26 protein-coding genes and 2 pseudogenes are annotated in these 26,508 nt (G+C 50.1%); 26 read left to right on the forward strand and 2 right to left on the reverse strand.

Going from position 1 to position 26,508, the window contains the following annotated elements; translation table 11 throughout:
• From MXF20_RS12830 to MXF20_RS12855, 6 genes are all read left to right on the forward strand, one after another.
• Window positions 1-1,329: type VI secretion system Vgr family protein (locus MXF20_RS12830; RefSeq protein ID WP_325969692.1), on the forward strand; the 1,329-nt coding region annotated here is incomplete at its 5' end.
• Between the two features lie 9 nt (window positions 1,330-1,338).
• Entirely contained in the window at window positions 1,339-2,133 is a 795-nt protein-coding gene (locus MXF20_RS12835; protein ID WP_325969693.1) for a DcrB-related protein, read from the forward strand.
• A gap of 3 nt (window positions 2,134-2,136) precedes the next feature.
• On the forward strand, window positions 2,137-3,471 hold the full coding sequence (locus MXF20_RS12840) for a PAAR domain-containing protein (protein WP_325969694.1): 1,335 nt from the start codon (window positions 2,137-2,139) through the stop codon (window positions 3,469-3,471).
• Window positions 3,471-4,562 carry an ADP-ribosylarginine hydrolase Tri1 gene (gene tri1, locus MXF20_RS12845; RefSeq protein ID WP_325969696.1) on the forward strand — a complete coding sequence of 364 codons (1,092 nt, stop codon included), beginning with the start codon at window positions 3,471-3,473 and terminating at the stop codon, window positions 4,560-4,562. The genes MXF20_RS12840 and tri1 overlap by 1 nt, the downstream gene beginning before the upstream one ends.
• A 584-nt stretch (window positions 4,563-5,146) precedes the next feature.
• The gene (locus MXF20_RS12850; RefSeq protein WP_325969697.1) at window positions 5,147-5,470 is read left to right on the forward strand and encodes a hypothetical protein; all 324 of its coding nucleotides are present in this window, start codon (window positions 5,147-5,149) and stop codon (window positions 5,468-5,470) included.
• A complete protein-coding gene (locus MXF20_RS12855) occupies window positions 5,412-5,849 on the forward strand; it encodes a hypothetical protein (protein ID WP_325969698.1) in 438 nt (145 codons plus the stop codon). Before MXF20_RS12850 ends, MXF20_RS12855 begins: the two co-directional genes overlap by 59 nt.
• Here MXF20_RS12855 and MXF20_RS12860 read toward each other — a convergent pair.
• Window positions 5,825-6,136: a hypothetical protein gene (locus MXF20_RS12860; protein WP_325969699.1), complete on the reverse strand. Its 312-nt coding sequence runs from the start codon at window positions 6,134-6,136 to the stop codon at window positions 5,825-5,827. The genes MXF20_RS12855 and MXF20_RS12860 overlap by 25 nt on opposite strands.
• A gap of 65 nt (window positions 6,137-6,201) precedes the next feature.
• Between MXF20_RS12860 and tssI the strand changes: the two genes are divergently transcribed.
• From tssI to MXF20_RS12935, 17 genes and pseudogenes are all read left to right on the forward strand, one after another.
• Window positions 6,202-8,733, forward strand: coding sequence for a type VI secretion system tip protein TssI/VgrG (gene tssI, locus MXF20_RS12865; RefSeq protein ID WP_325969700.1), 2,532 nt, complete (start codon window positions 6,202-6,204; stop codon window positions 8,731-8,733).
• A gap of 5 nt (window positions 8,734-8,738) precedes the next feature.
• A complete protein-coding gene (locus tag MXF20_RS12870) occupies window positions 8,739-9,455 on the forward strand; it encodes a hypothetical protein (protein ID WP_325969701.1) in 717 nt (238 codons plus the stop codon).
• A 132-nt stretch (window positions 9,456-9,587) separates the two neighbouring features.
• Complete coding sequence (locus MXF20_RS12875) at window positions 9,588-10,514, forward strand: hypothetical protein (RefSeq protein ID WP_325969702.1); 927 nt, start codon at window positions 9,588-9,590, stop codon at window positions 10,512-10,514.
• A gap of 140 nt (window positions 10,515-10,654) precedes the next feature.
• Entirely contained in the window at window positions 10,655-11,095 is a 441-nt protein-coding gene (locus MXF20_RS12880; RefSeq protein WP_136547494.1) for a DcrB-related protein, read from the forward strand.
• 2 nt (window positions 11,096-11,097) lie between these two features.
• Window positions 11,098-15,498: an RHS repeat-associated core domain-containing protein gene (locus tag MXF20_RS12885; RefSeq protein WP_325969703.1), complete on the forward strand. Its 4,401-nt coding sequence runs from the start codon at window positions 11,098-11,100 to the stop codon at window positions 15,496-15,498.
• A 33-nt stretch (window positions 15,499-15,531) separates the two neighbouring features.
• The gene (locus MXF20_RS12890; protein WP_325969704.1) at window positions 15,532-15,894 is read left to right on the forward strand and encodes an SMI1/KNR4 family protein; all 363 of its coding nucleotides are present in this window, start codon (window positions 15,532-15,534) and stop codon (window positions 15,892-15,894) included.
• A 643-nt stretch (window positions 15,895-16,537) separates the two neighbouring features.
• A complete protein-coding gene (locus MXF20_RS12895; protein WP_325969705.1) occupies window positions 16,538-16,744 on the forward strand; it encodes a hypothetical protein in 207 nt (68 codons plus the stop codon).
• Window positions 16,745-16,853: 109 nt separating this feature from the next.
• Window positions 16,854-17,210: pseudogene (locus MXF20_RS23430) on the forward strand (RHS repeat-associated core domain-containing protein); the annotation flags it as partial.
• Window positions 17,211-17,300: 90 nt separating this feature from the next.
• Window positions 17,301-17,504 carry a hypothetical protein gene (locus MXF20_RS12900; protein WP_325969706.1) on the forward strand — a complete coding sequence of 68 codons (204 nt, stop codon included), beginning with the start codon at window positions 17,301-17,303 and terminating at the stop codon, window positions 17,502-17,504.
• 2 nt (window positions 17,505-17,506) lie between these two features.
• Entirely contained in the window at window positions 17,507-17,713 is a 207-nt protein-coding gene (locus tag MXF20_RS12905; RefSeq protein WP_125311996.1) for a hypothetical protein, read from the forward strand.
• A gap of 425 nt (window positions 17,714-18,138) precedes the next feature.
• Window positions 18,139-18,246 (forward strand): annotated as a pseudogene (locus MXF20_RS23435) (RHS repeat-associated core domain-containing protein); the annotation flags it as partial.
• 104 nt (window positions 18,247-18,350) lie between these two features.
• Window positions 18,351-18,716, forward strand: a complete 366-nt coding sequence (locus tag MXF20_RS12910) for a hypothetical protein (protein ID WP_325969707.1) — start codon at window positions 18,351-18,353, stop codon at window positions 18,714-18,716.
• A gap of 296 nt (window positions 18,717-19,012) precedes the next feature.
• The gene (locus MXF20_RS12915) at window positions 19,013-19,291 is read left to right on the forward strand and encodes a hypothetical protein (RefSeq protein WP_325969708.1); all 279 of its coding nucleotides are present in this window, start codon (window positions 19,013-19,015) and stop codon (window positions 19,289-19,291) included.
• A 2-nt stretch (window positions 19,292-19,293) separates the two neighbouring features.
• Window positions 19,294-19,566 (forward strand): hypothetical protein, encoded by a 273-nt coding sequence (locus MXF20_RS12920; RefSeq protein WP_325969709.1) that lies wholly within the window; start codon window positions 19,294-19,296, stop codon window positions 19,564-19,566.
• 237 nt (window positions 19,567-19,803) lie between these two features.
• Window positions 19,804-19,971 (forward strand): hypothetical protein, encoded by a 168-nt coding sequence (locus MXF20_RS12925; protein WP_325969710.1) that lies wholly within the window; start codon window positions 19,804-19,806, stop codon window positions 19,969-19,971.
• Window positions 19,968-20,453, forward strand: coding sequence for a hypothetical protein (locus MXF20_RS12930; RefSeq protein WP_153010191.1), 486 nt, complete (start codon window positions 19,968-19,970; stop codon window positions 20,451-20,453). Before MXF20_RS12925 ends, MXF20_RS12930 begins: the two co-directional genes overlap by 4 nt.
• A 248-nt stretch (window positions 20,454-20,701) precedes the next feature.
• Window positions 20,702-21,010 (forward strand): hypothetical protein, encoded by a 309-nt coding sequence (locus tag MXF20_RS12935; RefSeq protein WP_325969711.1) that lies wholly within the window; start codon window positions 20,702-20,704, stop codon window positions 21,008-21,010.
• 660 nt (window positions 21,011-21,670) lie between these two features.
• Here the strand turns inward: MXF20_RS12935 and MXF20_RS12940 are convergent.
• Window positions 21,671-22,345, reverse strand: coding sequence for a YtjB family periplasmic protein (locus MXF20_RS12940; protein WP_021506808.1), 675 nt, complete (start codon window positions 22,343-22,345; stop codon window positions 21,671-21,673).
• Between the two features lie 107 nt (window positions 22,346-22,452).
• On the opposite strand from MXF20_RS12940, the gene serB reads away from it, so the two are divergent.
• The 3 genes from serB to nadR all read left to right on the forward strand — a co-directional run bounded on the left by serB (window position 22,453) and on the right by nadR (window position 26,463).
• Entirely contained in the window at window positions 22,453-23,430 is a 978-nt protein-coding gene (gene serB, locus MXF20_RS12945; protein ID WP_021506809.1) for a phosphoserine phosphatase, read from the forward strand.
• Window positions 23,431-23,443: 13 nt separating this feature from the next.
• Window positions 23,444-24,826 (forward strand): DNA repair protein RadA, encoded by a 1,383-nt coding sequence (gene radA, locus MXF20_RS12950; RefSeq protein WP_021506810.1) that lies wholly within the window; start codon window positions 23,444-23,446, stop codon window positions 24,824-24,826.
• 410 nt (window positions 24,827-25,236) lie between these two features.
• A complete protein-coding gene (gene nadR, locus MXF20_RS12955) occupies window positions 25,237-26,463 on the forward strand; it encodes a multifunctional transcriptional regulator/nicotinamide-nucleotide adenylyltransferase/ribosylnicotinamide kinase NadR (protein WP_058781598.1) in 1,227 nt (408 codons plus the stop codon).
• Window positions 26,464-26,508 lie beyond the last annotated feature (45 nt).

The following is a 26,508-nucleotide window of genomic DNA, read 5'->3' on the forward strand; positions in this document are numbered from 1 at the left end:
TCGGGCGGGAGCGTGACGGAGGAGGGCATCAGCCAGTGGTCGCTGTGCGAGAGCGTGACGCCGGGGATGTACAGCACGGACGACTACGACTTCCGCAAGCCGAACGCGTGGATGCTGCAGGCGCGGCAGAACCCGGTGTCGCCGGTGCCGGGTGCGGTGGACGTGTACGACTGGCCGGGCCATTTTGTCGACCACAGCCACGGCGAGTTTTACACACGCATCCGCCAGGAGGTGTGGCAGGTGGCGCACCACAGCGTGAGCGGAACGGGGACGGCGACGGGCATCGCGCCGGGGTACCGGTTCGGCATCGTGAACGCGCCGCACTTCAGCGACAACGGGGAGTATCTGGTGACGTCGGCGCGGTACGACTTCGAAGAGAACGAGTACGCGAGCGGCGGCGGCGGAGCGCGGCACAACATCGCGTTCACGGTGCTGCCGTCGTCGGTGACGTACCGTGCGGAGCCGGCGACGGCGTGGCCGAAGACGCACGGGCCGCAGACGGCGAAGGTGGTGGGCCCGGCGGGAGAGTCGATCTGGACGGACCGCTACGGCCGGGTGAAGGTGAAGTTCCACTGGGACCGCCTGGCGAAGGGCGACGACACGAGCTCGTGCTGGGTGCGGGTGTCGAGCGCGTGGGCGGGCCAGGGGTTCGGCGGGGTGCAGATCCCGCGGGTGAACGACGAGGTGGTGGTGGACTTCATCAACGGCGATCCGGACCGGCCGCTGATCATCGGTCGCGTGTACAACGAGGCGAGCATGCCGCCGTGGGCGCTGCCGGCGGCGGCGACGCAGATGGGCTTTTTAAGCCGTTCGAAGGACGGCACGGCGGATACGGCAAACGCGCTGCGCTTCGAGGACAAGGCGGGCGAGGAGCATCTTTGGATCCAGGCACAGCGTAACCTGGACACACACGTCAAGAATGATGAAAGTCATAACGTCGTGAATAACCAGATTATCACCGTAGGTGCTAACCATGACACGCGTGTACAAGGCGATCATAGCATCGGCACGCAGGGGGATAGCAAAACACTGACGAAGGGCAATCGTACAGAAAGGGCTCTGGCCTCTTATATTATTTCTGCTGGCGACAGCGTGCGAATTGAATGCGGTCTTAGCGCAATTGAATTAACCAAAGAGGGTGAGATTAATTTCATTGGTAAAAATTTCAATCTCACTGTAGATAGCAAAGGCCAAATTAACACTAAAAGCGGAGAATTACACTTAAATCCAACGGGTGGTTCTGCAGCTATCGTGGCACCCGGCAGCGGACATAAAGACGTCATTAAGAACGAAATTGATCAATATTTTTCTTCAGCTGAGGGTGATTAAGGGATAAGTATGGCAATTTATACTCTACAGGAAGCATCCCTGGAATTACCAGATGTATTTAAAGATAGAACCATGAACCTGTTTACGCTGAGTGAAAATAACGCCAGCGAATTTACATTTGTAGTATCTCGGGCATCCGCCTTGCATGATGATACTGTGCAGAAAGTTGCTGCCCGGGTAATTCAGGAGATGAGCACTACCGTTCAGGCATTCAATAGCGTTACATCACAACTTATCGTGGTTGATGGTTTACCAGCGGTTGAAGCTTTTTATCATTTTGAGAATGGTGGTGTACAGATATGGCAAAAGCAAACCATTCTCCTGCTTGATGATGAGCCTGGCGGGAAGAAAATCGTCTGTTATATAGGGACTTGCCCTGGACATTTCAGTGAATATTATCAAAAGCAGTATCGGGCAATTATAGATAGCATTAAGTTTAATTCACAGAATAGTGAGGCTGGGTCCGCTCCCGTTGCCTCTGACTCTTCCGATATATTTTTTTCTCTCGACAATGATACGAAAATACTCACCGCACATGAGGGCGTCAATGCACTTTATCAACACGTTGATTTAAAGAGAGCATTGAATGGTAGTTATTTATTCTATGATAAAGCAGGAAATCCTCTCCATATCGCCGCGTTAAATAATGAAGAACCTCTCCGTTATGCGCTCTGGACATCCGTAGGCAAAAATCTCTCATCTTTAACTCAAATGATTGGGATCGCTAAAGCGATTGAGGGACCAGAAGAATTAAGTGGTGAGAAGCAAATTCTTGCTTTTCTTCAGAGGCACAGGGATGAATAAATTATGGCGGAATTCAATGCGGCCAGAGAGCAGGACGACGTAGCGCATACAGCTTCTGAAGGATGGATGATAGCCGGTCTTATCGGCGGAGCGATACTTGGAGCTGCGGCAGTGGTTGTTACTGGCGGTGCGGCGTTGATCGCGGTATCCGCTGCGGCGGCAGGAGCTTGTGCAGCAGGTGGGATAGGCGAAGTACTGGGTAGCATGTCCTGGGCGCCACGACATAACACCGGTAAGCTCATGTCTGGCTCTCCTAACGTTTTTATCAACAGCAGAGCAGCGATACGTGCCCATTTATCCAAAGGGAACTGTGATGAACACAGTGGTTCGCTGCAATTGGTCGCAGAAGGTTCAGACAAGGTCTTTATCAATAATTACCCAGCCGCACGCATCGGTGACCGTCTAACCTGTAGCGCCGAGATAGCCAGCGGATCTGCCAACGTTTTTATCGGCGGAGGGAAGTACCAGACCGATGACATTAATCCGGAAATTCCTGGCTGGGTTAACTGGATCATGATGGGAGTTGGAACGGCTGCCGTTGCAGTTTTAGCTTCGCCAGCCATAGCATTACTTGGATTAGCCGGCGGGATCGGCGGTGGCTATGGCGGCAGCTGGATTGGTGGCAGGCTCTTCGGTGAAGGATCGGATGGGCAAAAATGGTCTATGCTGGCAGGGAGCTTCATTGGCGGCGCTGCTGGCGGCAAAGGCGGGATGAAGTTTGATGCCTGGCGTTCGATAAAGACGGAAATTGGTGTTGAGTTGCCTCCTAAAGTTGTTGTGGAACCTCCATCACCTAAAATGACGTTGGAAGAGGCAGTTGGTAAGGAAAAGGCTGCTGAATGGACTTCGGCAGGACGTAAAAATGCTGCGATTAATGATCCTGAAATGTCGAGAGTTTTAAGTGATGATCAAATAGGCGCCTTGTATGGTTATACAACAAATGAGGGTTATATGGCATTGAATCCAGCGCTGAGAGGACAAACTGTTTTAACGCCAGAACTTGAAGCATTTGCCGGCCATGCTACAAGTGGCTTGTCTCGACTTCCTGCTTATGAAGGTACTTCATTCAGGGGGGTTAGTTCCTTACCTGAAGAGGTTCTTGCTAATAACCATCCAGGAAATGTGGTTTCTGACGGTGCTTTTATGAGCACCTCTTCAGGGGAACCTTTTGGTGGTAACATAAACATGAAAATTAAAGGGGTATCAGGAAGAGATATTTCCTTCTTATCAGAATATCCTAACGAAGCTGAAGTTCTGTATCCACCAGGTGTTAAATTCAAGGTTATTAATAGAGTTGATGATGGTAGTAAGATAATTTTAGATTATAAGGAATTATAATGATTGACCTGAAGGCAGATGATTTTGAGCTTTATGTTTACGCAGAGCGATATTCACATTTAATCCCTAAGGTATCCCGGCAGCTTAAAAATAGAATGGAGTACGAACCTAAGGTTTTATGTGAGGACTCTAAAGACAAAAGCAAGCCGGAATGGATGATGTCATTGCCTCAAAGAGTTACTGATCACGAAGTATTAGATAAGTGTAAAGGTGCTTTAATGGGGCTGGCTGTTGGCGATGCTATTGGTACTACCCTGGAATTTATGCCAAGAGACAGGGCTAGTGTACATGATATGATTGGAAAGGGTCCTTTTAACCTCAAGCCCGGAGAATGGACTGACGATACTTCAATGGCTTTGTGCCTCGCTGAAACTTATCTTGAAAGCAGGAAGTGCGACACAGATACATTCAGGGATAAACTCATTAGCTGGTACAAAAAAGGCACAAATAGTTCCAATGGAACATGTTTTGATATAGGGAATACAACACGCTTTGCTCTTGAACAAACAATGATTAATGGCTCTTGTTGGTTTGGAAATACATCCCCTGATACAGCGGGAAATGCAGCACTGATCCGGCATGCTCCAACAGCGATTTTCCGCAGGAAATCTTTTATTGATGGTTGGAGAGATGCTGCTATTCAAAGTCGGGCTACACATGGGGCTGCTGAATCAATAGACAGTTGCCGTTTTTTTAATATAATTCTACATTATTTGTTGAACGGTTACGGAAAAGATGAAAGCTTTTCCCCACATGTAATGTCTACTTCACTTCGTGTGCTAATTATTAATGCTGGTGAATATAAGTTAAAGCACCGTGACCAAATCCGATCTTCTGGTTATGTCATTGATACTCTTGAAGCAGCGATGTGGGCGGTTTGGCATACGAATAGTTTCAAAGATGCAGTATTACTTGCTGCTAACTTAGCTGATGATGCGGATAGTGTCGCCGCAACTGCTGGACAATTAGCTGGTGCTTTATATGGCTTGTCAGGTATTCCTGATGACTGGATAAACAAGATAGCTTTTAAAGATAAAATTCTGTCTCATGCTGAGGCTCTATACTCTATGGCTCCGGATGAAGTTGATTAACTATATTGGTTTTTATTTTAAAACCACGAAATTAACAACGCATCGAGCAAGAATGCTGATAGTGTTGATGTTTGTATCGCCACTGGTTGTACCTGTCTTTTAGATAGTGGTTGATCGATTTTCATAGAATGAGTTTATCGTGAATTTCATCGATTCCGTTTTTTTTGACAGTGGTTTAACTATATATGGAATGAGGTTTTTTTGGTGATAAAGATTGAATTTTTTTGATGTTAAATATTGCTGGTGTCTTGCTATCTATTTTTTGGTAATGTTTAATGTTATTTTTAATTTTATCATACTTTTCATAACTGCTATAATTCCAAGGAAATTTTCACGATTATTATTAATGTATAATGAATGCAATCAAAATCCTTTTTTGGCTATAAAGGACGTGATTTCGTTGGGTTGCGTGCTTATGTTTTATGGTGTCTTGTTTGGCAGCGCTATCTGAACTGGTTGAGATATTTTAAATATTAACTGGTGAAGTTACAGGCGCGGCAGGGAGTGAGGGTACCTGGTATGCCAATGCAACCGGCGATGTAACAATAGAAACTGCTGGAGCATAAGAAAATGCTAAACTGCATTTGGGTGCGGTAGGGGTGTCAATAGGCGCTGCTGCTTATTTTAATAAAAAATATTCAGTCACGCTTAAAGCCAACGACAGATTTGCTTTGTTATTGAGATTAGCTTGCGAAGTGGATTTGAAAGTTGTCATGAAGCCTCTACGTCATTTAATTATTGGCAAGGAAGTCAAGATGATTCCGAGGAAGGAGGCGGTGATGATGGCGTTATCATTAGCGGCTGCAAAACGCTTTTCGTTGGTGATTTTTTTAAAGTGGTGGCAACAGCATGGGGATCGCAGCGTTTTTATTTTTCTTATTGGTGACGATATATTTTATCTGGAGTAGTAAGGTTTCCCATGGAGGAAAAACACTGGCTGGCATAGGGAAAGCTTTTATTGGGATCTTTACCGCCATTATCGCTATCGGGTTTGTGCTTAAAGGACTGGCAGCGATAATCCCAGGTTTTACCAGGGACGCCGCAGGGGATTTAATGGAAGCGTTAGGTGTGTCATTGGTTTTTATATGGGGGATGAGGTTTATACTTGTTGTGTTGTGCCATATTTTTGGCGCAATTATGGATTTTCACAAGAAATATAACACTGAAAATTACAGAAAGTTTTCACCGGCTATCAATAAACTGGCACCAGGGCTGTTCATTTTTTCAAAGGTCATTCTTTCTCTTGGCGCTATAGTGATTTATTACGGTGTTTGGCTGGCGAACTGAATTAAGAAGGGAAACCGGTTATGAATATCGATATAGAGTCTGCTTTTCCCCTTGCGCTGGGTTTCTCTAAAGAAGAGGTCGAGCAGCACTTCTGAAAATGCCTTTATGCTTCGGTCAGAGAAAAAATGCTGCATTACTGGGTTGTGCTGCCAAAAAGCTTCAATCCAGCGGAACATTGCCCGGTCGCGGTCAATACCCGGGTCATCGAACACTTCCCGAATATGAAATAAGAAAAAAGCACTATAAGACCGCTTGTTAATTTTTAGCGTAATGCTTATATGCTGCATTTCTCACCCTGGCGTTTAACCTCCCCCGATGACTCAATCACTTAAATAAGTTACGGAATCTGCTTATGTTCTCACGCATCACCGCGCAGCTGCCGATGGACGGCCTGCTGTTCTGGAAACTCACCGGCGCCGAGGCGCTGTCGCAGTCGTTTGAGCTGAACGCCGAGCTGCTGGCCACGGACGCGCGCATCGACCGGCACGCGCTGCTGGGGCAGCCGGTCACGTTCACGCTGCCGACGCAGAGCCTGCTGTCGCCGCGCTACCTCAACGGCAAAATCACGCGGGTGGCGGTGCGCAGCGAGGAGCTGAGCGGGACGCGCTACGCGGTGTACCAGCTGCGGGTGGAGCCGGACCTGTGGCCGATGCGCCGCGACCGCAACCTGCGGATATTCCAGGGTCAGACGGTGCCGCAGATAGTGCAGACGCTGCTGCAGGAGAACGGGGTGAACGTGGAGACGCGGCTGGGCAGCAGCTACCGGGTGTGGGAGTACTGCGTGCAGTACCAGGAGAGCAGCTTCGACTTCATCAGCCGGCTGATGGAGCTGGAGGGGATTTACTACTGGTTCCGCCACGAGGCGGAGCGTCACGTGATGGTGCTGTGCGACGGGGCGGACCAGCACGAGGCGTTCGCGGGCTACGAGACGATACCGTACCACGTGACGGCGTCGGGCGGGAGCGTGACGGAGGAGGGCATCAGCCAGTGGTCGCTGTGCGAGAGCGTGACGCCGGGGATGTACAGCACGGACGACTACGACTTCCGCAAGCCGAACGCGTGGATGCTGCAGGCGCGGCAGAACCCGGTGTCGCCGGTGCCGGGGGCGGTGGACGTGTACGACTGGCCGGGCCATTTTGTCGACCACAGCCACGGCGAGTTTTACACGCGCATCCGCCAGGAAGTGTGGCAGGTGGCGCACCACAGCGTGAGCGGAACGGGGACGGCGACGGGCATCGCGCCGGGATACCGGTTCGGCATCGTGAACGCGCCGCACTTCAGCGACAACGGGGAGTACCTGGTGACGTCGGCGCGGTACGACTTCGAAGAGAACGAGTACGCGAGCGGCGGCGGCGGAGCGCGGCACAACATCGCGTTCACGGTGCTGCCGTCGTCGGTGACGTACCGTGCGGAGCCGGCGACGGCGTGGCCGAAGACGCACGGGCCGCAGACGGCGAAGGTGGTGGGCCCGGCGGGAGAGTCGATCTGGACGGACCGCTACGGCCGGGTGAAGGTGAAGTTCCACTGGGACCGCCTGGCGAAGGGGGACGACACGAGCTCGTGCTGGGTGCGGGTGTCGAGCGCGTGGGCGGGCCAGGGGTTCGGCGGGGTGCAGATCCCGCGGGTGAACGACGAAGTGGTGGTTGACTTCATCAACGGTGACCCGGACCGGCCGCTGATCATCGGTCGCGTGTACAACGAGGCGAGCATGCCGCCGTGGGCGCTGCCGGCGGCGGCGACGCAGATGGGGTTTTTGAGCCGTTCGAAGGACGGCACGGCGGACACGGCAAACGCGCTGCGCTTCGAGGACAAGGCAGGCGAGGAGCATCTTTGGATCCAGGCGCAGAAAAACATGGATACGCACGTTAAAAACGATGCCAGCCACTCGGTCGCCAACAACCACAGCCATTATGCTGGCGGCAATGAGCTGTACCGCGTTGAGACCAACCGTGTACACGGTATCAAAGGCGGCGAGGAGCTGTTGACCGGACAAGGCAAGCTGGACGCGGCAGTTGATACTTATGTTCTGGGATCCGGCACCAAACTGCGTCTGGAGTGCGGTGAAAGCGCCATTGAACTCAACGCTAACGGTCACATTAATATCGTCGGTAAAGGCTTCAATATTTTCGTGCAGGGCGATGGCCATATTACAACGTCCGGCGGCAAGCTGAACCTGAATACTGACGGTGCGAAGCCCGGCACCGGTGCGCCAGGTGCTGATCACAAACAGAATATCAGTAAAGCGGTGGAGAACCTGTTCCCACCGAAACAGAAAGGACAGGCGGCTCCGGCTGCGCCCAAAGCTGCCAAGGCTGAACCAAAAAATGCCGCAGACCAAAAGCATGGCGATAACTTTAGTAAGTTATCGCCAATAATTCTGCGGCATGAAGGTGGTTATGCCAATCGTGCGGCAGATAAAGGTGGGCCAACTAATCACGGTATTGCATGGAAAACATGGCAGAGATATGCTCAGGAAGATGTGGGCGTTGAGCCCACGCTAGATAACCTTAAAAAACTTACTCCAGAGCAAGCAGAAGTTATCTACAAAAAAAGATATTGGGATGCCAAAGGATTTAATGATATTAAGGATCCTAAGTTAGCATTAATGTCATATGACTGGACTATTACATCTGGTGGGGCTGGCAAACAAATTCAGAAGCTATTGAATAGCCAATATGGTAAGAACTTAAAGGTGGATGGGGCTATCGGGCCAGATACCATCGCCGCAATGAATAGTGTTGCTGATTCTAATGAGTTAACCGAAAATATCGCAGAGATTAGGAAGGTATACTATAAAAATTTAACGATTTCAGATCCCAATAACCTTCCTAATTTAAATGGATGGATTAACAGAGTAAACGATTGTTTGAATTTTAAAGGCTGAATAAAATGAGAAGTAAATTTTCGATTTTTGCAATTGTATTATTGGTTAAATCTACATTTCTGTGGGCTGCGGTGGATTTCAACGGTGAGTGGTCTGGTGCTGCGGGTAATGAAAATAGTTCCGATTATTCCACATTAAATATTAAGCTCAGACAGATTGATGGAAAAGTTGTTGGGCGTTACTGCTACATTACGAATAGTGGTAATCGTATTGATTGCCCTGATGGTGATGAGAGTAACTTACAGGGCGTTGTGAAGAATAATAAAGCTAATGTGAAATTTGACTCTGCCTTTGGTGGTGAAAATGGAGAGGCTGAGCTGACATTAAATAATGACGCCATGCTCTGGCATTTAACTGTACTGCCTAGCCATGGTGAGTTTTATGCTCCCAAAGATTTTTCCCTTAAAAAGATAGAGCCAAATAGAAATGCAATGTTAAAATCCAGGGTTTTTTCTACATCAGGATTCACCGTGACTCTTGTAAATAACTGTGGGGAGTTTTATGCCAATTGTAAAAATGTAAAGTACTATGGCATGAGAAATAGTGATGGTAGCCAGATTTCTCTTACCGGCCACACAATTAATTCTCCTGATGCAGCCAAAGCAGTTGGTATGATTTTCAATAATGGAAATATAGAGTATGGAATTAATTTTGAGCCGTTGACGCTGACGGTATCAAGAGACAAAAAGATATTGTTATCACAGGATGGAAAGTGGGAATAAATTCCCAAGAGTATGTTGCGTAAAATGTATATTGCCAGGCTAATAAATGATTTTTAGGTTTTTATATACAGCCGTCCTATCCGGATTGATGATCGATTTGAGTTTTAAACAGTTAGATTATCGGGTAAGTTGATGCGTATAAAGTTATCTTTATTTAGTGTTGTGGCAGTTATGGCTTTCGGCATGATGTCAGCCAGAGCAGACGTGGTGATGTCTGATTATAATAGCCTTGAGAAAGTTTCATCCGTTTTTAGCAACAAAGATGTACTGCTGAAGCTAAAGAGCATTTTAGGTCCTGAATACGATACCTTCAGTCAAAACTTTGATGTGTATGGTGCACCGCATCTGACATCAGCAGGCGGATTGTTTGTGGAGGGCTGGTTAAGAGATCTCTATCTGGAACAGGCTTCAGCCTTTGTAATACAACCTGATGGCAGGACCTATGCTGCATGGATAGATGCTAAAATGGGCAAAATAAGTTATCGATGTAATGATAATACTGAGATAAATTTGCAGCCTGATATTGCTGCCTGGGCAAAGCGTTTCAATAGCGGCCCTGCGGGGGATTCTGCAGGTAATTTAGAAGCAAACTATACCAGTAAACCTCTTTCAGCCTCCGACTTCAGTGTGGAAATCAATCATTTTCGTGTCTCACTTGGAGAGGAATGGGATAATCTGACAAAGCAGCACGCCGGAGTGCCGATTGCTGAAAGCTATGTTGGCGACAGACCTTCAGACGACGGAAATTATCATTATTATCAGTATAACTATCCAGGTTTTGATATTTACTCTTCCAATTTAAACGGGGGAAAAGAGCATCGCGACAGTGATAGCTATATCATAGCGCAAATCACGCTTAATTCGCCGGGGATCAAAACGTACAGAGGTGTTTCAGTTGGTGACAGCGAAAGCGCTCTGCAGCGTCGTTATGGCAAAGGCGCTGTTGATGACAGTGATGATCAATACTGGATTTATTACGAGGGTGATGGAAAGCGTCTCTTATTTCAGATTGAAGATCATCGCATAAGTCATATTATGATGGTTTTTAATGATGCGTAATGTGTCACTGTCAATTACTGGTTAATATGCAAATAAAATTATCTGCTGGCGATGGGTCAGTTTAATTAAGTTCGCTTCGCTAAAGTGATTTCGCATAGTTCCAGATCCATCCTCATTTATTCCTCTAACGGATATCCAACATGCACTACCAATTCAACGAGGGCGCGTTCGCCCTGTTTCCGGCTGGCTGGCAGGACACCAGCATGAATATTTTGCGCGATGAAGCCACCGGGCTGGCGCTGATCGTCAGCCGTGGGCCAATCGCTGAAGGCAGCGATTTTGAGCAGGAGTTTCACCGTCAGTGGGATACGTTGCGCAGCCAGATGGGCCATGTAGAGCAGAGCGAATTTGCACGCGTGCTGGCGGGAGCCGACAACACGTTGCGCGCCATCGAAGTGGAAACGGCTTTTGATCGCAATGGTCAGGCACTCTGGCAACGTCAGCTGGCAGTAAACGTGCCTGAAACCAATATGTTGATGATATTTACTTTTTCAGCCATGCGGCCTTTTGATGAAGAAGACGGGGCACGCTGGCATGCCTTCAAACAGAGCCTGACGCTGAACGCCCCACGGAAGGGATAATTATGGATAAGCACGCGGCCCGCCAGGGCGATGACATCATTCATTCCAGTATTTTCGCTGATATCACCAGTATCGTCGCTGAAGGTGCGGTCTACGCCGCGATGGGCGCGATTGTTGCCGGTGTGGCTACCGTAGCTGCCCCGCTGGTTGGCGTGGGGGCGCTGGCGGCGGTAGGCAGTAGCTGTCTGCTGAGCGGTATCATCGCGGGTGCGGTGGCGAATGTGGCAGGTATCACGGACGACATCAGCGCGGCTGCGGATGGCATTGGCGACATGCTGTTCCCGCCGTCGCCTGCGGGTGTCATTGCCAGCGGTTCGGATAATGTGATCATCAATGGCTTGGCGGCGGCTCGCGCGGCAGGTGAACTGACGGCAGGCGATACGCCGCCACCGGAAGCGCAGTCGGCCGGATTTTTTGCCGACTATGCCGGCAAACTGCTGGCGGTTGCCGACCAGTTCGCCGGGGCGATGTGGCAGCCGACGATTGCCTCCGCTGCCGCAGGTACCTCTCCACTGGAACAGGATAAAGTTGCGTGCGAGAAACACAGCGGACCACAGTATCTCGCTGAAGGATCTAAAAGCGTATTCATCAACGGCCAGCCGGCGGCACGTGCTAAAGATCGCACCACCTGTGGCGCGACCATCAGCGATGATGTTTCTGCCAACGTCATCATTGGCGGTGAAACGCTAACGGTGCGGGATATCAAAAGCGGCAAACAGCCCGGTCTGGCGCTGGCGATGATCGGCCTGTCGCTGATCCGCGGTCGTCCCGGTCAGATCCTGAAAAATATGCCGTGTGCGCTGGCAATGGCGGGCGGCGGCATGCTGGCCGATATGTCTATCAACGCGACATTCTCCGCGCTGCACCCGGTACATGCCGCTACCGGCGTGAAAGTGCTGAATGATGATGCCGAGCGTGATTTCTCGCTGCCGGGACGTTTTCCCCTGCGCTGGCAGCGCAGCTATAACAGCCTGACGCAGCGCGCCGGCCTGTTTGGCCGTGGCTGGTCGACGGTATTCGATAGCTATCTGATGCTGGAAGGCAATCAGGCCACCTGGTTTGATGACAACGGCCGCGAACTGCGTTTTGCTTTGCCCGGTGAAAAAGAGGTGCTTTACAGCATCAGCGAAGGGTTGATGGTGCGACGCAATGCGCACGGTGACGTGGCAATCGCTGACGATGACGGCGCGGTCTGGCGCTTGTACAAACCCACCGCCAGAAACCCGCAGCTCTTGCGTCTCGCCTCGCTGAGCGACGAGTACGGCAACGCGCTGGAGATGGGCTGGGATGAGCAGAGCCGGCTGGTGCGCATCCATGATGAACCGCTGGCGATTGACGTGACGCTGCACTACAACGATGAACGCCATCCGCACCGCGTTACCGCTGCCAGTCACTTTGATGGTGAACAGCACTGGCCGCTGATGCGCTGGAGCTTTGATGATAACGGCCAGCTGGCCGGCGTCACCGATGCGGCAGGCATTGAGACGCGCCGTTTCCGTTATAACGTGGATGGCCTGATGGTGTGGCACCGCCTGCCGGGCGGGCTGGAGAGCGAGTATCGCTGGCAGCTGTTTGATCACTGGCGGGTGATAGAAAACCGCACCAGCAGCGGCGATGGCTGCCGTATGCAGTACGATCTCACGGCAGGTATTACCCGCGTTTCTACCTACGATGGACAGCAGCGCGAGCATCACTGGAATGCACAGGGATTGATTACCTGCTACATCGACGAGCGCGGCGAGCAATGGCGCTACGAGTGGGATGACAATGAACTGCTGACGCGTCGTATTGACCCGCTCGGCCATGCGGTGAACTTTACCTATGACGAGTTCGGCAACCGCATTGAAGAGCAGGATGCTGATGGCAATGCGCAGACCACAGAGTGGTTAACGCATCGTGCCCTGCCCAGCGTCATCACCCAGCCTGGCGGCGCTGCCATCCGTTATTACTACGACATTCATCACGGACTGGAACGGGTGGTCGATGCGCTCGGGCACAGCACGCGTTATCTGCGCGATGAGTTTGGGCTGATCACAGAAGAGATTGATGCGGCAGGCAATCGCTATCGCCGTGAGTATAACGATGCCGGGCAGGTCATTCGCGAGACGGACTGCTCCGGCCAGACTACACGTTACCGTTATCATCCGCTGGGCTGGCTGAGTTGTGTTACAGCAGCCGATGGCGAAGAAACGCGATATTACTATGATGCCGCCGGACGGCCCCGGCAGATGGAACGTGCTGAAGGCTGGGAAGAACGCCTGGAGTGGAGCGATGGTGGTTTGCCAGTGGCGTATGCTTCGGCAGACGGCAAACGCAGCGAATTCGCTTACGACCAGGCCGGCAGACTGACTCTCTCGCGAAACGCGCAGGGCGAAGAGGTGCAGCGCCGCTGGGACAGCCGTGGACGTTTAATCTCGCTGCAAAATCAGAACGGTGAAAGCTACCACTTCGAATGGGGCGCAGATTCGCTGCTGCTGGCGCAGGTCGGGCTGGACGGTGTGGCAACACGCTATGACTACGATGCCGCCGGACGCGCAGTTGCCCGCACTTTCGCCGCCGGTCACCCGCAGGCCATTACGCACCGCTTCGCCTTCAGCCCGGCAGGGCAACTCATGGCGCGCATCACCCCGGAAGGCCAGACGCGCTATGACTATACCGCGGCGGGCCAGCTGGCAAGCGTGGCGCAGCATCTGCCGCTGGGGGAAAACCAGTGGAGCCGTGAAGCCGAGCAGGCGATTACCTTTGCGTATGACAAGGCTGGTCGCGTGATAGCGGAGCAGGGCGATCAGGGCAGCCTGGCGTGGCAGTACGACGCGCTGGGCAACTGCACTGCGCTGACGTTGCCGGATGGCCGCCAGCTGAAACAGTTGTATTACGGCAGCGGCCATCTGCTGAGCATCGCGCTGGATAACCTGCCGGTCAGCGAATTTACGCGCGATACACTGCACCGCGAGCTGAGCCGCAGTCAGGGCGGACTGACCACGCGCAGCGATTACGATCGGCTGGGTAGGCTGGTGCGTCGCGATGTGTTCGACGGTGAGGCACAGCGCCCGGCACCGCGCCGCTGGTCACGCCGGCGTGATTTCGACTACGGCAACAACCTGATCCGCGAACAGCGCGACGACAATCCTTTCAGCCAGACGCTCTGGCACTACGACAGCGCGGGCCGTCTGTTGGCGCAGGAAGGTGCACAGCCCGGTAATGATACGTGGCGCTGGGATGGCGCGGGCAATCCGCTGGACCGCAGCGCGGCAACGGTAACCCACAACCGTGTTACGCAGCTGAACGGCATCCGCTGGCGCTACGACGTGCACGGTCGCACCAGTGAAAAGGATGACGGTCAGACGCGCTGGCGCTACCGCTATGATGACGAGCATCGCCTGATCGAAGTCGTCAGCGAACCGCGCGATCGCAACAAGCCTCAGGTGCAGGTGAGTTTCCGCTACGATCCACTCGGGCGCCGCATCAGCAAGCGCGCGCAGCGTTTGCTGCACGGCAAGCCGGCCGGAGCAGCCACCCTCACCCGCTTCGTCTGGGACGGTTTTCGTCTGCTGCAGGAAATACACGACGAAGTGCCACTGACTTACGTATACAGCGACGCAAACAGCTATGAACCGCTGGCGCGTATTGACGGCAATGAGGGCGCGGAGATTTTCTGGTTCCACAATGCCGCTAACGGCATGCCGGAACGCCTGACAGACAGCGAAGGCCGCATCAGCTGGGAAGGCATCAATAACGCATGGGGCAAGCTGCTGCGCGAAACTCATCAGCAACTGCCCGGCTACGACCAGAACCTGCGTATGCAGGGCCAGTACCTGGACCGTGAAACCGGACTGCACTACAATCTGTTTCGTTACTACGACCCGGACAGTGCGCGGTTTACGCAGCAGGACCCGATAGGGCTGGCGGGTGGGATAAACCTGTATGCGTATGCGCCGAATGCGTTCAGCTGGATAGATCCGCTGGGGCTGAATAAGTGTAATGCTCCAAATGGATATAAAGCAGGTGATGTAGACCCTCATGGAAATTTATCTCCTGGAGTAAATCGCGCGCTGGGGCATAAAAATAGTAAAACTGATGGTTTCGTTCAAAGCCACCACCCTATTCAGGATGCATGGGCTAAGAAAAGAATCGATGGATATCAAAGAAATTCGGCGCCAGCTACATTATTGAAGTCTGCTTCCGGTAGCCCTCATGCATGTATCAGTGCAGCTCAGCGAATACGCCGTGCTTCGACGGGGGGGTGGGATACTACGTTGAAACAGGAATTTAATATTAGCTATAAAGAGATGCTTGATTCTGGAGTTCCTACCAATCAGGCTAAGAAATCACTTAGCGATGCATATAAATACTTTGATGGAATCAGAGAAAGTAACATAGGAAATCCATTCTTTGATATTTAATATACCATCTCGTACAAATAGAGGTAACAATCAGTGGATAAAGATAAAGTTCTAGAAGAGTTAAAATCTATAGAAAAAAAGTTAAACATAACCTTTCCAGATGGTTACAAGAAATTTCTATCTGAAGAAGTACAAGATGCAGATGCTTATGAGATAGAAAATAAACAAGGTGATCCAATTTATATATTTAATTACATGGATGTTGTTGAGAGAAATGAAACGTATACTATCCAGGATGCTGAGCCTGATTATTTTTTAATTGGCCAAGACGGTGATCTTGGATATTTTATCTGCTTAAATAACAATAGTGATAAAATCTACAGCTTAGATCTCGGAGCACTTGGTAGTCTGGATATGGATGAAGAAGCAAAAGATCTATATGAATTACGAACATAGTTATTATTAGAGAATGTTTATAAATAAGCCGGAAACGATCCTGAAGATTCTTCCGGCTTTTTATTTTAGCCGCCCGCCGTCAGGATCAGACAACCCACCTCCACCCGAACGGTAACCGGCTGGTCGCTCTCAAATCCGACCTCCCGCAGCCTATAGACATGAAATATCAAATGAACTATTTAATGCTTCGCAATCCTATGACAGCCCTCGAGTAGATTGAGGTACAATGTGTATCTACTTGGGGCGGTTCACTAGATGAAATGGCGGTACCTCACGCAGAGCGGAAGGATTATTTGAAGGTTATTGACGAGTCCCGGCGTAAGCCATAGTTATTGAGTTGAAAATGAATGATGACTTAATTTGCGATAAAGAAAATGGTCAATTGCATTGGATATGCAACGAAAATAAAATCAATTTTTTATAGATGATTTGGATCAGGCAATGATGAATTAAAAGCGGGGTTTGGTATTCACGTTAAGCGAACCATCGCCTTTTTGCCAAAAGTGACACAGGGCACGGATATACGATTTTATACCAGCGCACATCCAGAATGTGATAGAGGCGGTGCATTAAATTATTATCAACGTAAAAAGGCTATGCTATTACACTTCGATAAAGTCAGTGTTCTTGAAGAGTTAATACTATGAAAGATAAAGAATTAAGAGAAAACCTTCTTTATTTGATAAATAAATATGTGCCTAAGAGTGAAAGAGAAAATTTCTATGTATATCTATCAAGAGATGATGTCCCAGTAAAAGGGATACTGGCAGACTTAAATAAAGTTAAAGCAGTAACTGTAGAACAAGCTGATGGCGATTTAATAAGTGATATATATTTCTATTATTGCTGAGAATAGTCTGGAGTAATATTAACTGTCTTTCCGGCTTTTTTCTCTTTAGCCGCCTAATGTCAGGATCAAGTAATCCCTTTCCACCTTTACTCATCAGCAACTGCCCGGCTACGACCAGAACCTGCGTATGCAGGGCCAGTTCCTGGACCGTTAAACCGGACTGCACCACAATCTGTTTCGTTACTACGATCCGAAAAGTGCGCGGTTTACGCAGTAGGACCCGATAGGGCTGGCGGGTGGGCTGAACCTGTACCAGTAAGCGCCGAATGCGCTGGGGGGGGTGGATCCGTGGGGGTTAAGTCGTAACTGTAGCGGCGGCGGCAAAGATAAACCTGATTTTTATGTGGGGCCTGATGGACCAAGTGCGACGATGCCCTCGACTGCTTATCGTTATATGAATAGTTCAGATTCATACGCTGCAAAAACAATGGCATCTAAATCAGTGCCATTAAGTTATTTTGGTTAAACAAAATATAAAACTGGTAGTGAGGCTAAGGATGCTTATCAAATTTTCTATGAAAAAGGTAATATTAAATCATGGAGTAATGCTCGCCTGTTGGGAGAATTTGATACTTTACAGCTTTATAAGAATGGTGTTCCTCAGGTTAAAGTTCCGCTTGCTAATGGGGGGGATGGGCCTGGTTATGAATTATTTACAAGTGCTTATCCTCAATATGGGAAAGGTGGTGCTGTTCAGCTACTGCCAATTGAGAAAGGAACTCCTGTGATTTTCAATAAAGTTAGCGTGTTACCGGAGTAATTATGAGTCGTGATGAGTTGGTTAATTATTTAAATTATTTAATTGATAAATATGTTCCCCCGGAAAAAAGAAGTGTTTTTTCGTCTCGTTTATTAAAAGATGACGTGCCAGTAAAAAGTATCTTAGCAGACTTTAATGATCTTGCGGTCGACTCTATTGAAGAAGCAGATGGCGCACTGATCAGAGAGATATATTTTAATTTTTGTTAAATAATAAGCCGGAAGCGATCTGAATGATCCTTCCGGCTTTTTATTTTAGTCGCCCGCCGTCAGGATCATACAGCCCTGTTCAACCTGCATGGTTAACTTCTTAACGACCCCGAACCCGGCCACATGCAGCCGCTACCCCCGGTAAATCCAAGTGGTAGTGGCATCACCAGTGGGCTCTGTGCCGGCCGTGCCCGGCGAACAGCAAGCTGCCGTGCACGGGTTGCCGTTCAAAGCGTGGCTGGTAGTATTTAGGGGTACAGACAAGTAAGGTCATGACTGGGCGGTCGCGTGGGCAGGGCAAATGCACGCGTCCATGTTCATCGTGTTGACAGCCTGCTGAAAGTGGGAAAGGCCCCCATGAAAAGATAATAAAAGCAGCATGTTAATCCCACTAAAAGGTATGACGATGTTAGAGTCCTCCCTATGACCAGATAGGACTGGCGGGTGGGCTGAACCTGTACCAGTATGCGCCGACTTCGCTAGGGTGGGTGGATCCGTGGGGGTTGAGAAAGTGCAGCAACAATGGAAATAAAAGTAAGCCTGATTTTCATGTTGGTCCTGATGGGCCTAGTGCAACAATGCGAGCGACAGCGTATCGGTTTGTACGATATAAGAACGATGATGGCAGCTTAAATGAGTGGGGACAAAAGCTGCTTCTGATAAGAGTGCTCTGTTCACCTATTTTGGTTTCGATAAATTTAATAGTGGAAAAGCAACAAGAGATGCTTTTCAAATAAAAGGTATTGACAAAGTTAATTCTCTCAATCCTGAAGATATGTCCTGGAGTGATGGTAGGTTGAGAGGGCAATTTGATACTCTTCAATTATTTGAAAATGGCATTCCTCAGGTTAGGCACCCAACAATGTTTGGAAATGAATCGGGTAAACCATTAGAGCCTTTTACTAAAGCATATCCGCGATATGGAAAAGGTGGTGTCGAGCAATTATACGCAGACAAGCGAGTTATAAATTTCGATGATGTTAATATTCTTCCTGAGGAGTAAGAATGAACTATGAGTCCTACAGTGAAGTGCTTGATTTCCTTGATAATTACTTTGCGGGGAGAGTGAGGGATCCGTATTACCTGCATAAGCTTAAGAAAATAATTGAGGATTCAAGGTATGAAAGGAATGTCCCGATCAGGTCTATTCACCAAACTTTTATTGATTACACAGAAGAGTTCAATGACTACTCTGTACAAGGTGAAAATATGAGAGATGTATGGAGGAAACTGTTAGACATATGGCAGTAATGTTATCTCTATTTTTTACTGAAAGGAGACGAGTGATGTAATGATGTTATGAAAACAAAAGCCGAAGCATTAAATATATTAAGGAAAACTCTTTCGGATCTAGAAAAAGAAAGATTGGTTTTTCATAAGGTGGAACTCAATAATATTATTGATAAATATAAGAAAAGAATTCATGATATTGAAATAGATGTTTTGACGTACAACGAAATACATAACTCAGTTAAAGCTTATTTAGAAAAATATAATGATTATGATAATCATCTTCTTTATCAAATGTCTGATGCTGAAGAAGTAGTGAAGAGTTATCTTCCTCATGAGGAATATTAATCTTGTATAAAAAATCCCTCTTATCTGAAATATATATAGCAATTGATAATATTGAAACTGTTATAAAAAATGAGCGCAAAGAAGATTTGCGGGCTTTTATTAATGATCTTGAAAATTTAAAAGTGGAAGTTATTAATGATGAAGTAAAGAGTAATATCTTAAGAGGCTTTGCCCGTCGTTATGCAGACATGTATAACGACTACCTTAATCCAATTACTAATGTTTTGGATAGAATGGAAAAAGCAGTCGATAGTTATTTAGAAAAAGAAATATAGTTAAATAAGCCGGAAGCGATCCCCGTGGCAGACAATGGCAAGGTCATGGTATTTATAAGGGGCGCGATAAATGGTCAAATACTTTCTTAAAAGAAGGGGGATATTGTCTATGGCGGAGCACCCGGACAATCTGGTTTCTATTTCGACAAAGCCACTTTAGATGCTGCTGATGGTAGCAGAACAAAATTATGGCAGAGTCTGCAGGTTCTTCCCCACCCAACATACGGTTATAGAAAAATGGTACAGGCTTACCGAGTTAAAAAAACTACAGTTGCAGGTACTGGCCAGGCGTTATCACAAGATCCTTCTCTTGGTTTTGGTAAAGGTGGCGGAACGCAATTCTTTATCTCTAATTATAAAATTGTATTAGAGTCAATAGGATCTCCATTTGGTTTAGGAGTATGATTTTGCAAATATCGTGTAAGGCTGACGTTATAATCTTTGATGAGAATATAAAAATATCTCTTTTCCAGAAGAAAAAAGAAATTATTACCAATCTGCATCCATGGGAGGATTGGTTAAGAAACGATGATGGGGAAGTTGTATCCTATAGATTGAAATTAGGTAATAAACATGATGGTTTTGTTTATTTAATTGTTACTTTTAAACCGCCAGTTAACGAAAATGCACTCGTTGCTACATGGTTTATTGCTCCAGAAGCACTGATTGAAGGTCAGCAAAAAAAAGCATCAGGGAAAGTAACAAAGCGTTTAAGGGATTGGTTTTTTAAAAAAACGCAAGTTTTATTACCTACAGGAGGAGAATGGGGGCATATTGATGCTTCCTATGATCCATGGAATAGTGTAGGAATGATTGTTTGTAACTATAAAACAGCATTCGAAGATCAGGAAAAATGGCGTGAGTATAGGCGGAGTAATTTATTCTAATGATTAATTTTTATATTTCAGAAGCTGGCTTGCTCGGTATTATATACTATAGCGAAAAATACTGCGCTGTTCCGTTCTGAAAATTTACTTTTAGGTTAGTTATTCTCAAGTAGCATAATCGTTACCCCGCTAAACCATCCCAGGATACTGGTAGTTTGGGAGCAGTTGTGGGACGAAATTCTTCATATCTAATCGTAAAACAGCCCTGGAAACCTTAGGTTTACCATTTGATATTGGAGTGTAAAATCATGTTCGACCTAGAGAAAGGAATTGTTACATTTAAAAACTCATTGACGTTGGCTCCAGAGGTAACCAAAAGTAATTTATTTGGTGAGTTCAATATAAAGTGGGAGGGGTGGCCTGAAAAAAAAGGAAATAAGACCGTATCGTATAAAACCATACTTAAAGGTGACAGGAAGTTTGGAGATATTTATCTTATAGTTGATTTTTTGCAGCCTAATGACATTAATTCTCAACTTAGTAGTTGGCGATTCTCACCTGAAAAGCTTTTGATGGGTGAACAAAAAAACCTGAAGGTAATGTTACCCGAGGGTTAAGAAAATGGTTTAGTGATGAATTTACGGCTGAGCTTCCAGTGTCAGGGGCATGGGGGCACGTAGATGCTGCTTATGATCCTCATAATCATACAGGGACGGTTGTCTGTAATTATCGAAAAGGGTTTGAAGATAAAAAATGGGTTGAGTATTGCGAATGGAATAACATCAAGGGGAATTAATCCATTCGCTCCTGAAGTAAGGTGGCTAAAAATCATTTCATCACCATAGCATTCATCATGTAACGGATAATTTTGGCTTGTGCAAAAATATTATTTATTTTAAACATTTGAAATGAACAACTTGATTAGAGATGATGACGGTAATACGATGAATGCAGTGTTTTATAGATAGACCTTTTCTAATAACACTATTGAGCGAAGAAATGATTAAGATAAAGGAGCCAAAGGTTTATATGCCAGGTTATCCATTGTTCATTTTGATTGGCCAGATAAGGATGGACTGATAAAGGTATTAGTCGATGTTGCCTATCGGTATGAAAAAATTAGAATAAGCCGAAAGCGCTCTTAACGATCCTCCGGTTTTTTTTGTTTTAGCCGCCCGCCGTCAGGATCATGCAGCCGCCTCTATCCTGACTGTCATCGCCCGACCGGTGCCAAACCTCGTTTCAGCAAGCGATCAGACCGCACCGCCCCAATGAACTCAACCCTCTTTCCTCTCCGTCTCCACACTCTCCGCCGCTGTCTCTTCCTCTTTATCCTCTTTCACCGTTCTGCTGGCTGTCAGCAGGAACGGCGATTGCTGCCAGCGGGTGCGGCGGTCGCGTAGCAGGGTACGGGTCAGGATAATGCCGATCGCCAGCGCCAGCAGCATCATCAGGCGCAGAATATTGGTGGTGTTATCCACCTGTCGCGATTCCGTCACCAGCACATGCGTATCCAGCGTGATACGCAGAAAACCCTGCGGACCCTCTTTCCCTTCCAGCGGCTGGACAATCTGATGATTGAAATAGCTACCGGCACGTTTACCGTCGAGCGCCAGGCGGTCGCGCACGTTAATACTCTCGCCGCTGTGGGCCACCAGGCTGCCGTCGTCGGCATAGACCGAAGCGTCCAGCACGCGGCTGTTATCCGTCATCTGATTCAGGATGGCTTCAATCTGGGTGCGGTTATCGTCGCTGTTGTCCATCAGCGGTTTCAGGCTGAACGCCACCTGGCGCGTCAGCGTGTGCGCCAGCTCCTCGACCTGTTCGGAACGGGCCATCTGATGGCCAAGACTAAACCATGACGCGCCCTGCATCAGCACCACTAACAGCGCCAGCGAGATAAGAACGATCACCGTGCGATGCAGGCGAAATTTCAGTGCGGTTTTGACCATCAGAAACCCGTGTGACGTAACAGCAGAAAGGCTGGCAATTATGTTGCCAGAACCCGCGCAGACAAGGTAGCCTCTTGCGTGGTTTTGTTGTCCCTACAGGAGCTGTAATGCCAAATCGTCTTACCTGGTGCGATCTGCCCGCCGATGTCTCTCTTTGGCCGGGTTTACCCCTTTCCCTGAGCGGTGATGAAGTGATGCCGCTGGATTACCGTGCCGGTCGGACTGGCTGGTTACTGTATGGGCGCGGGCTCGATAAACAAAAACTGACCGATTATCAGCATCAGCTGGGCGCGGCGATGGTGATCGTCAGCGCGTGGAATGTCGATGAGTATCAGGTAATCCGGCTGGCGGGCTCGCTGACACCGCGTGCCAGCAAGCTGGCGCATGAGGCCGGCTTTGATGTGGCGCCGCTTGGCAAAATCCCTCATCTGAAAACGCCAGGGCTTCTGGTAATGGACATGGATTCCACTGCCATCCAGATCGAGTGCATCGATGAAATCGCCAAACTGGCGGGCTGCGGCGAGCAGGTGGCGGAAGTGACGGAACGCGCGATGCGCGGCGAGCTGGATTTTAAAGCCAGCCTGCGCGAGCGCGTGGCGAAGCTGGCTGGCGCTGACGCCAACATCCTGAAGCAGGTGCGCGACACGCTGCCGCTGATGCCGGGCCTGACCACGCTGGTGCACAAGTTGCAGGCGCTGGGCTGGCAGGTGGCGATTGCCTCGGGCGGGTTCACCTTCTATGCCGATCACCTGCGGCAGACGTTGCATCTGGCCGCTGCGGTAGCCAACGAACTGGAAATGCGTGACGGTAAGCTGACCGGCGAAGTGCTGGGGCAAATCGTCGACGCGCAATTTAAAGCCGATACCCTGAACAGTCTGGCCCAGCGCTTTGACATCGCACCGGAACAAACCGTGGCGATTGGCGATGGTGCTAACGATCTGCCGATGATTAAAACCGCGGCGCTGGGTATCGCCTATCATGCTAAACCGAAAGTGAATGAGCAGACGGAAGTGATTATCCGCCACGCTGACCTGATGGGAGTGTTCTGCATTCTCACCGGCAGCCTGATTCACGAAGAGCGTTAACTGAGGATTTGATTTGGCCAAAGCGGCAAAACGCGCCTTCGTCTGTAACGAATGCGGCGCTGACTATCCGCGCTGGCAGGGGCAATGCAGCGCCTGTCACGCCTGGAATACCATTACCGAGGTGCGCATTGCCGCCTCGCCTGCGGCTGCGCGCAATGAGCGCCTGAGCGGCTATGCCGGCAGCGCCGGCACCAGCCGGGTGCAGAAGCTGTCGGAGATCAGTCTGGAAGCGCTGCCGCGTTTCTCGACCAGCTTTAAAGAGTTTGACCGCGTGCTGGGCGGCGGCGTGGTGCCGGGCAGCGCGATACTGATTGGCGGTAACCCGGGCGCCGGTAAATCTACGCTGCTGTTGCAGGTGATGTGTAAGCTGGCGGAAGGGATGAAAACCCTGTACGTCACCGGCGAAGAGTCGCTGCAACAGGTGGCGATGCGCGCCCATCGTCTGGGATTACCGACGGAAAACCTCAATATGCTGTCGGAAACCAGCATTGAGCAGATCTGCCTGATCGCCGAGCAGGAGCAGCCGAAGCTGATGGTGATCGACTCGATCCAGGTGATGCACATGGCGGAGATCCAGTCATCGCCGGGCAGCGTGGCGCAGGTACGGGAAACCGCCGCTTACCTGACGCGCTTCGCCAAGACGCGCGGCGTGGCGATCATCATGGTCGGTCACGTCACCAAAGATGGCTCGCTGGCCGGGCCGAAGGTGCTGGAGCACTGCATCGACTGTTCGGTGCTGCTGGACGGCGATGCCGATTCGCGCTTCCGCACGCTGCGCAGCCACAAAAACCGCTTTGGTGCGGTGAATGAGCTGGGCGTCTTTGCCATGACCGAGCAGGGCATGCGCGAAGTCAGCAACCCGTCTGCTATCTTTTTGTCACGCGGCGATGAGATCACCTCCGGCAGTTCGGTAATGGTGGTCTGGGAGGGCACGCGCCCGCTGCTGGTTGAGATTCAGGCGCTGGTGGACCATTCGATGATGGGCAATCCGCGCCGCGTGGCGGTTGGGCTGGAGCAGAACCGTCTGGCGATTCTGCTGGCGGTGCTGCACCGTCACGGCGGCCTGCAGATGGCCGATCAGGATGTGTTTGTGAACGTGGTCGGCGGCGTCAAAGTCACCGAGACCAGTGCAGACCTGGCGCTGCTGCTGGCGATGGTATCGAGCCTGCGCGATCGCCCGCTGCCGCAGGATCTGGTTATTTTTGGCGAAGTCGGGCTGGCCGGGGAAATTCGTCCGGTGCCGAGCGGCCAGGAGCGCATTTCCGAAGCGGCCAAGCACGGCTTCAAGCGCGCCATTGTGCCGGCAGGAAATGCGCCGAAGAAGGCGATTGACGGTATGAAGGTGTATAGCGCGAAGAAGCTGGCGGATGCGCTGGCGATTCTGGACGAGCTGTAAGGCGGGGTGTTGGGAGAGGGGTGGCTTGTGCCCCATCTTTGTCCTTACCTTTGCCCTCACCCTAACCCTCTCCCGCTTGCGGGAGAGGGAACCGATCGTAGAGGCGGGAAGTACGGCGTTGATCTGCCATTTATCGCTCTGTTCAGGACCTTCCACCTCTCCCGCAGGCGGGAGAGGGAACCGTTCGCAGGGGCGGGAAGTACGGCGTTGATCTGTCATTTATCGCTCTATCCAGGATTTTCCCCCTCTCCCGCTTGCGGGAGAGGGGACCGTTCGCAGGGGCGGGAAGTACGGCGTTGATCTGCCATTTATCGCTCTATCCAGGATTTTCCCCCTCTCCCGCGGGCGGGAGAGGGCCGGGGTGAGGGCCCGCGCGCACCATCCCACTCATTCCACGCAGGAGGCACCACATGTCATCGTTTGACTATCTGAAAACCGCGATTCGCCAGCAGGGACACACATTGCAGCAGGTGGCTGATGCCAGCGGGATGACCAAAGGCTATCTGAGCCAGTTGCTGAATGCCAAAATCAAAAGCCCGAGCGCGCAGAAGCTGGAAGCGCTGCACCGCTTTCTCGGGCTGGAATTCCCGCGTCGCGACAAAACCGTGGGCGTGGTGTTCGGGAAGTTCTATCCGCTGCACACTGGCCACATCTACCTGATCCAGCGCGCCTGTAGCCAGGTCGATGAGCTGCACATCATCATGGGGCATGACGATCCGCGCGATCGCCAGCTGTTTGAGAACAGCGCCATGTCGCAGCAGCCCACCATCAGCGATCGTCTGCGCTGGCTGCTGCAGACCTTTAAATACCAGAAAAATATCCGCATCCATTCGTTCGACGAAGAGGGCATTGAGCCCTATCCGCACGGCTGGGACGTGTGGAGCGCCGGCGTGAAAACCTTCCTGGCGGAGCAGGGCATTGAGCCAGACTGTGTTTACACCAGCGAAGAACCGGATGCGCCGATGTATCAGCAGCATCTGGGTATTCCGGCGGTGGTGATCGATCCGCATCGATCGTTTATGAACATCAGCGGCAGCCAGATTCGTCAGGATCCGTTCCGCTACTGGGAGTACATCCCGACTGAAGTGAAGCCGTTCTTCGTGCGCACCGTGGCGGTGCTTGGCGGTGAATCGAGCGGTAAATCGACGCTGGTTAACAAACTGGCCAACATCTTCAACACCACCAGCGCGTGGGAGTATGGCCGCGATTACGTCTTCTCGCACCTCGGCGGCGATGAGATGGCGCTGCAATACTCCGATTACGACAAAATCGCGCTCGGCCAGGCGCAGTACATCGATTTTGCCGTCAAATATGCCAACAAAGTGGCGTTTATCGATACCGACTTCATCACTACCCAGGCGTTCTGCCTCAAGTATGAAGGGCGCGAGCACCCGTTCGTGCAGGCGCTGATCGATGAGTACCGCTTTGACCTGGTGATTCTGCTGGAAAATAATGTGCCGTGGGTGGCCGACGGCCTGCGCAGCCTCGGCAGTTCGATGGATCGCCGCGAGTTCCAGTCGATGCTGGTCACCATGCTGCGTGAAAATCACATTGAATATGTGCACGTCAAAGAGGATGACTACGACACACGCTTCCTGCGCTGCGTCGAGCTGGTGAAGCAGATGCTGGGCAGCTAGCACAGCACAACAAAAAAGGCGCCGCGGCGCCTTTTTGTTATCACA

Origin of the sequence: Pantoea dispersa, assembly GCF_035783935.1 — a bacterium.
Classification (GTDB): Bacteria; Pseudomonadota; Gammaproteobacteria; order Enterobacterales; family Enterobacteriaceae; genus Pantoea; species Pantoea dispersa_C.

What these genes read in the sequence shown, in the direction of transcription:
- MXF20_RS12940 (WP_021506808.1), bottom strand. Translation starts at nt 22,345, where the DNA reads ATGGTCAAAACCGCACTGAAATTTCGCCTGCATCGCACGGTGATCGTT.
- MXF20_RS12870 (WP_325969701.1), top strand. Translation starts at nt 8,739, where the DNA reads ATGAGAAGTAAATTTTCGATTTTTGCAATTGTATTATTGGTTAAATCT.
- nadR (WP_058781598.1), top strand. Translation starts at nt 25,237, where the DNA reads ATGTCATCGTTTGACTATCTGAAAACCGCGATTCGCCAGCAGGGACAC.
- MXF20_RS12895 (WP_325969705.1), top strand. Translation starts at nt 16,538, where the DNA reads ATGAAAGATAAAGAATTAAGAGAAAACCTTCTTTATTTGATAAATAAA.
- serB (WP_021506809.1), top strand. Translation starts at nt 22,453, where the DNA reads ATGCCAAATCGTCTTACCTGGTGCGATCTGCCCGCCGATGTCTCTCTT.
- MXF20_RS12840 (WP_325969694.1), top strand. Translation starts at nt 2,137, where the DNA reads ATGGCGGAATTCAATGCGGCCAGAGAGCAGGACGACGTAGCGCATACA.
- MXF20_RS12835 (WP_325969693.1), top strand. Translation starts at nt 1,339, where the DNA reads ATGGCAATTTATACTCTACAGGAAGCATCCCTGGAATTACCAGATGTA.
- tssI (WP_325969700.1), top strand. Translation starts at nt 6,202, where the DNA reads ATGTTCTCACGCATCACCGCGCAGCTGCCGATGGACGGCCTGCTGTTC.
- tri1 (WP_325969696.1), top strand. Translation starts at nt 3,471, where the DNA reads ATGATTGACCTGAAGGCAGATGATTTTGAGCTTTATGTTTACGCAGAG.
- MXF20_RS12855 (WP_325969698.1), top strand. Translation starts at nt 5,412, where the DNA reads ATGGGGATCGCAGCGTTTTTATTTTTCTTATTGGTGACGATATATTTT.
- MXF20_RS12925 (WP_325969710.1), top strand. Translation starts at nt 19,804, where the DNA reads ATGGTACAGGCTTACCGAGTTAAAAAAACTACAGTTGCAGGTACTGGC.
- MXF20_RS12930 (WP_153010191.1), top strand. Translation starts at nt 19,968, where the DNA reads ATGATTTTGCAAATATCGTGTAAGGCTGACGTTATAATCTTTGATGAG.
- MXF20_RS12885 (WP_325969703.1), top strand. Translation starts at nt 11,098, where the DNA reads ATGGATAAGCACGCGGCCCGCCAGGGCGATGACATCATTCATTCCAGT.
- MXF20_RS12935 (WP_325969711.1), top strand. Translation starts at nt 20,702, where the DNA reads ATGTTCGACCTAGAGAAAGGAATTGTTACATTTAAAAACTCATTGACG.
- MXF20_RS12860 (WP_325969699.1), bottom strand. Translation starts at nt 6,136, where the DNA reads ATGCAGCATATAAGCATTACGCTAAAAATTAACAAGCGGTCTTATAGT.
- MXF20_RS12880 (WP_136547494.1), top strand. Translation starts at nt 10,655, where the DNA reads ATGCACTACCAATTCAACGAGGGCGCGTTCGCCCTGTTTCCGGCTGGC.
- MXF20_RS12905 (WP_125311996.1), top strand. Translation starts at nt 17,507, where the DNA reads ATGAGTCGTGATGAGTTGGTTAATTATTTAAATTATTTAATTGATAAA.
- MXF20_RS12875 (WP_325969702.1), top strand. Translation starts at nt 9,588, where the DNA reads ATGCGTATAAAGTTATCTTTATTTAGTGTTGTGGCAGTTATGGCTTTC.
- MXF20_RS12915 (WP_325969708.1), top strand. Translation starts at nt 19,013, where the DNA reads ATGAAAACAAAAGCCGAAGCATTAAATATATTAAGGAAAACTCTTTCG.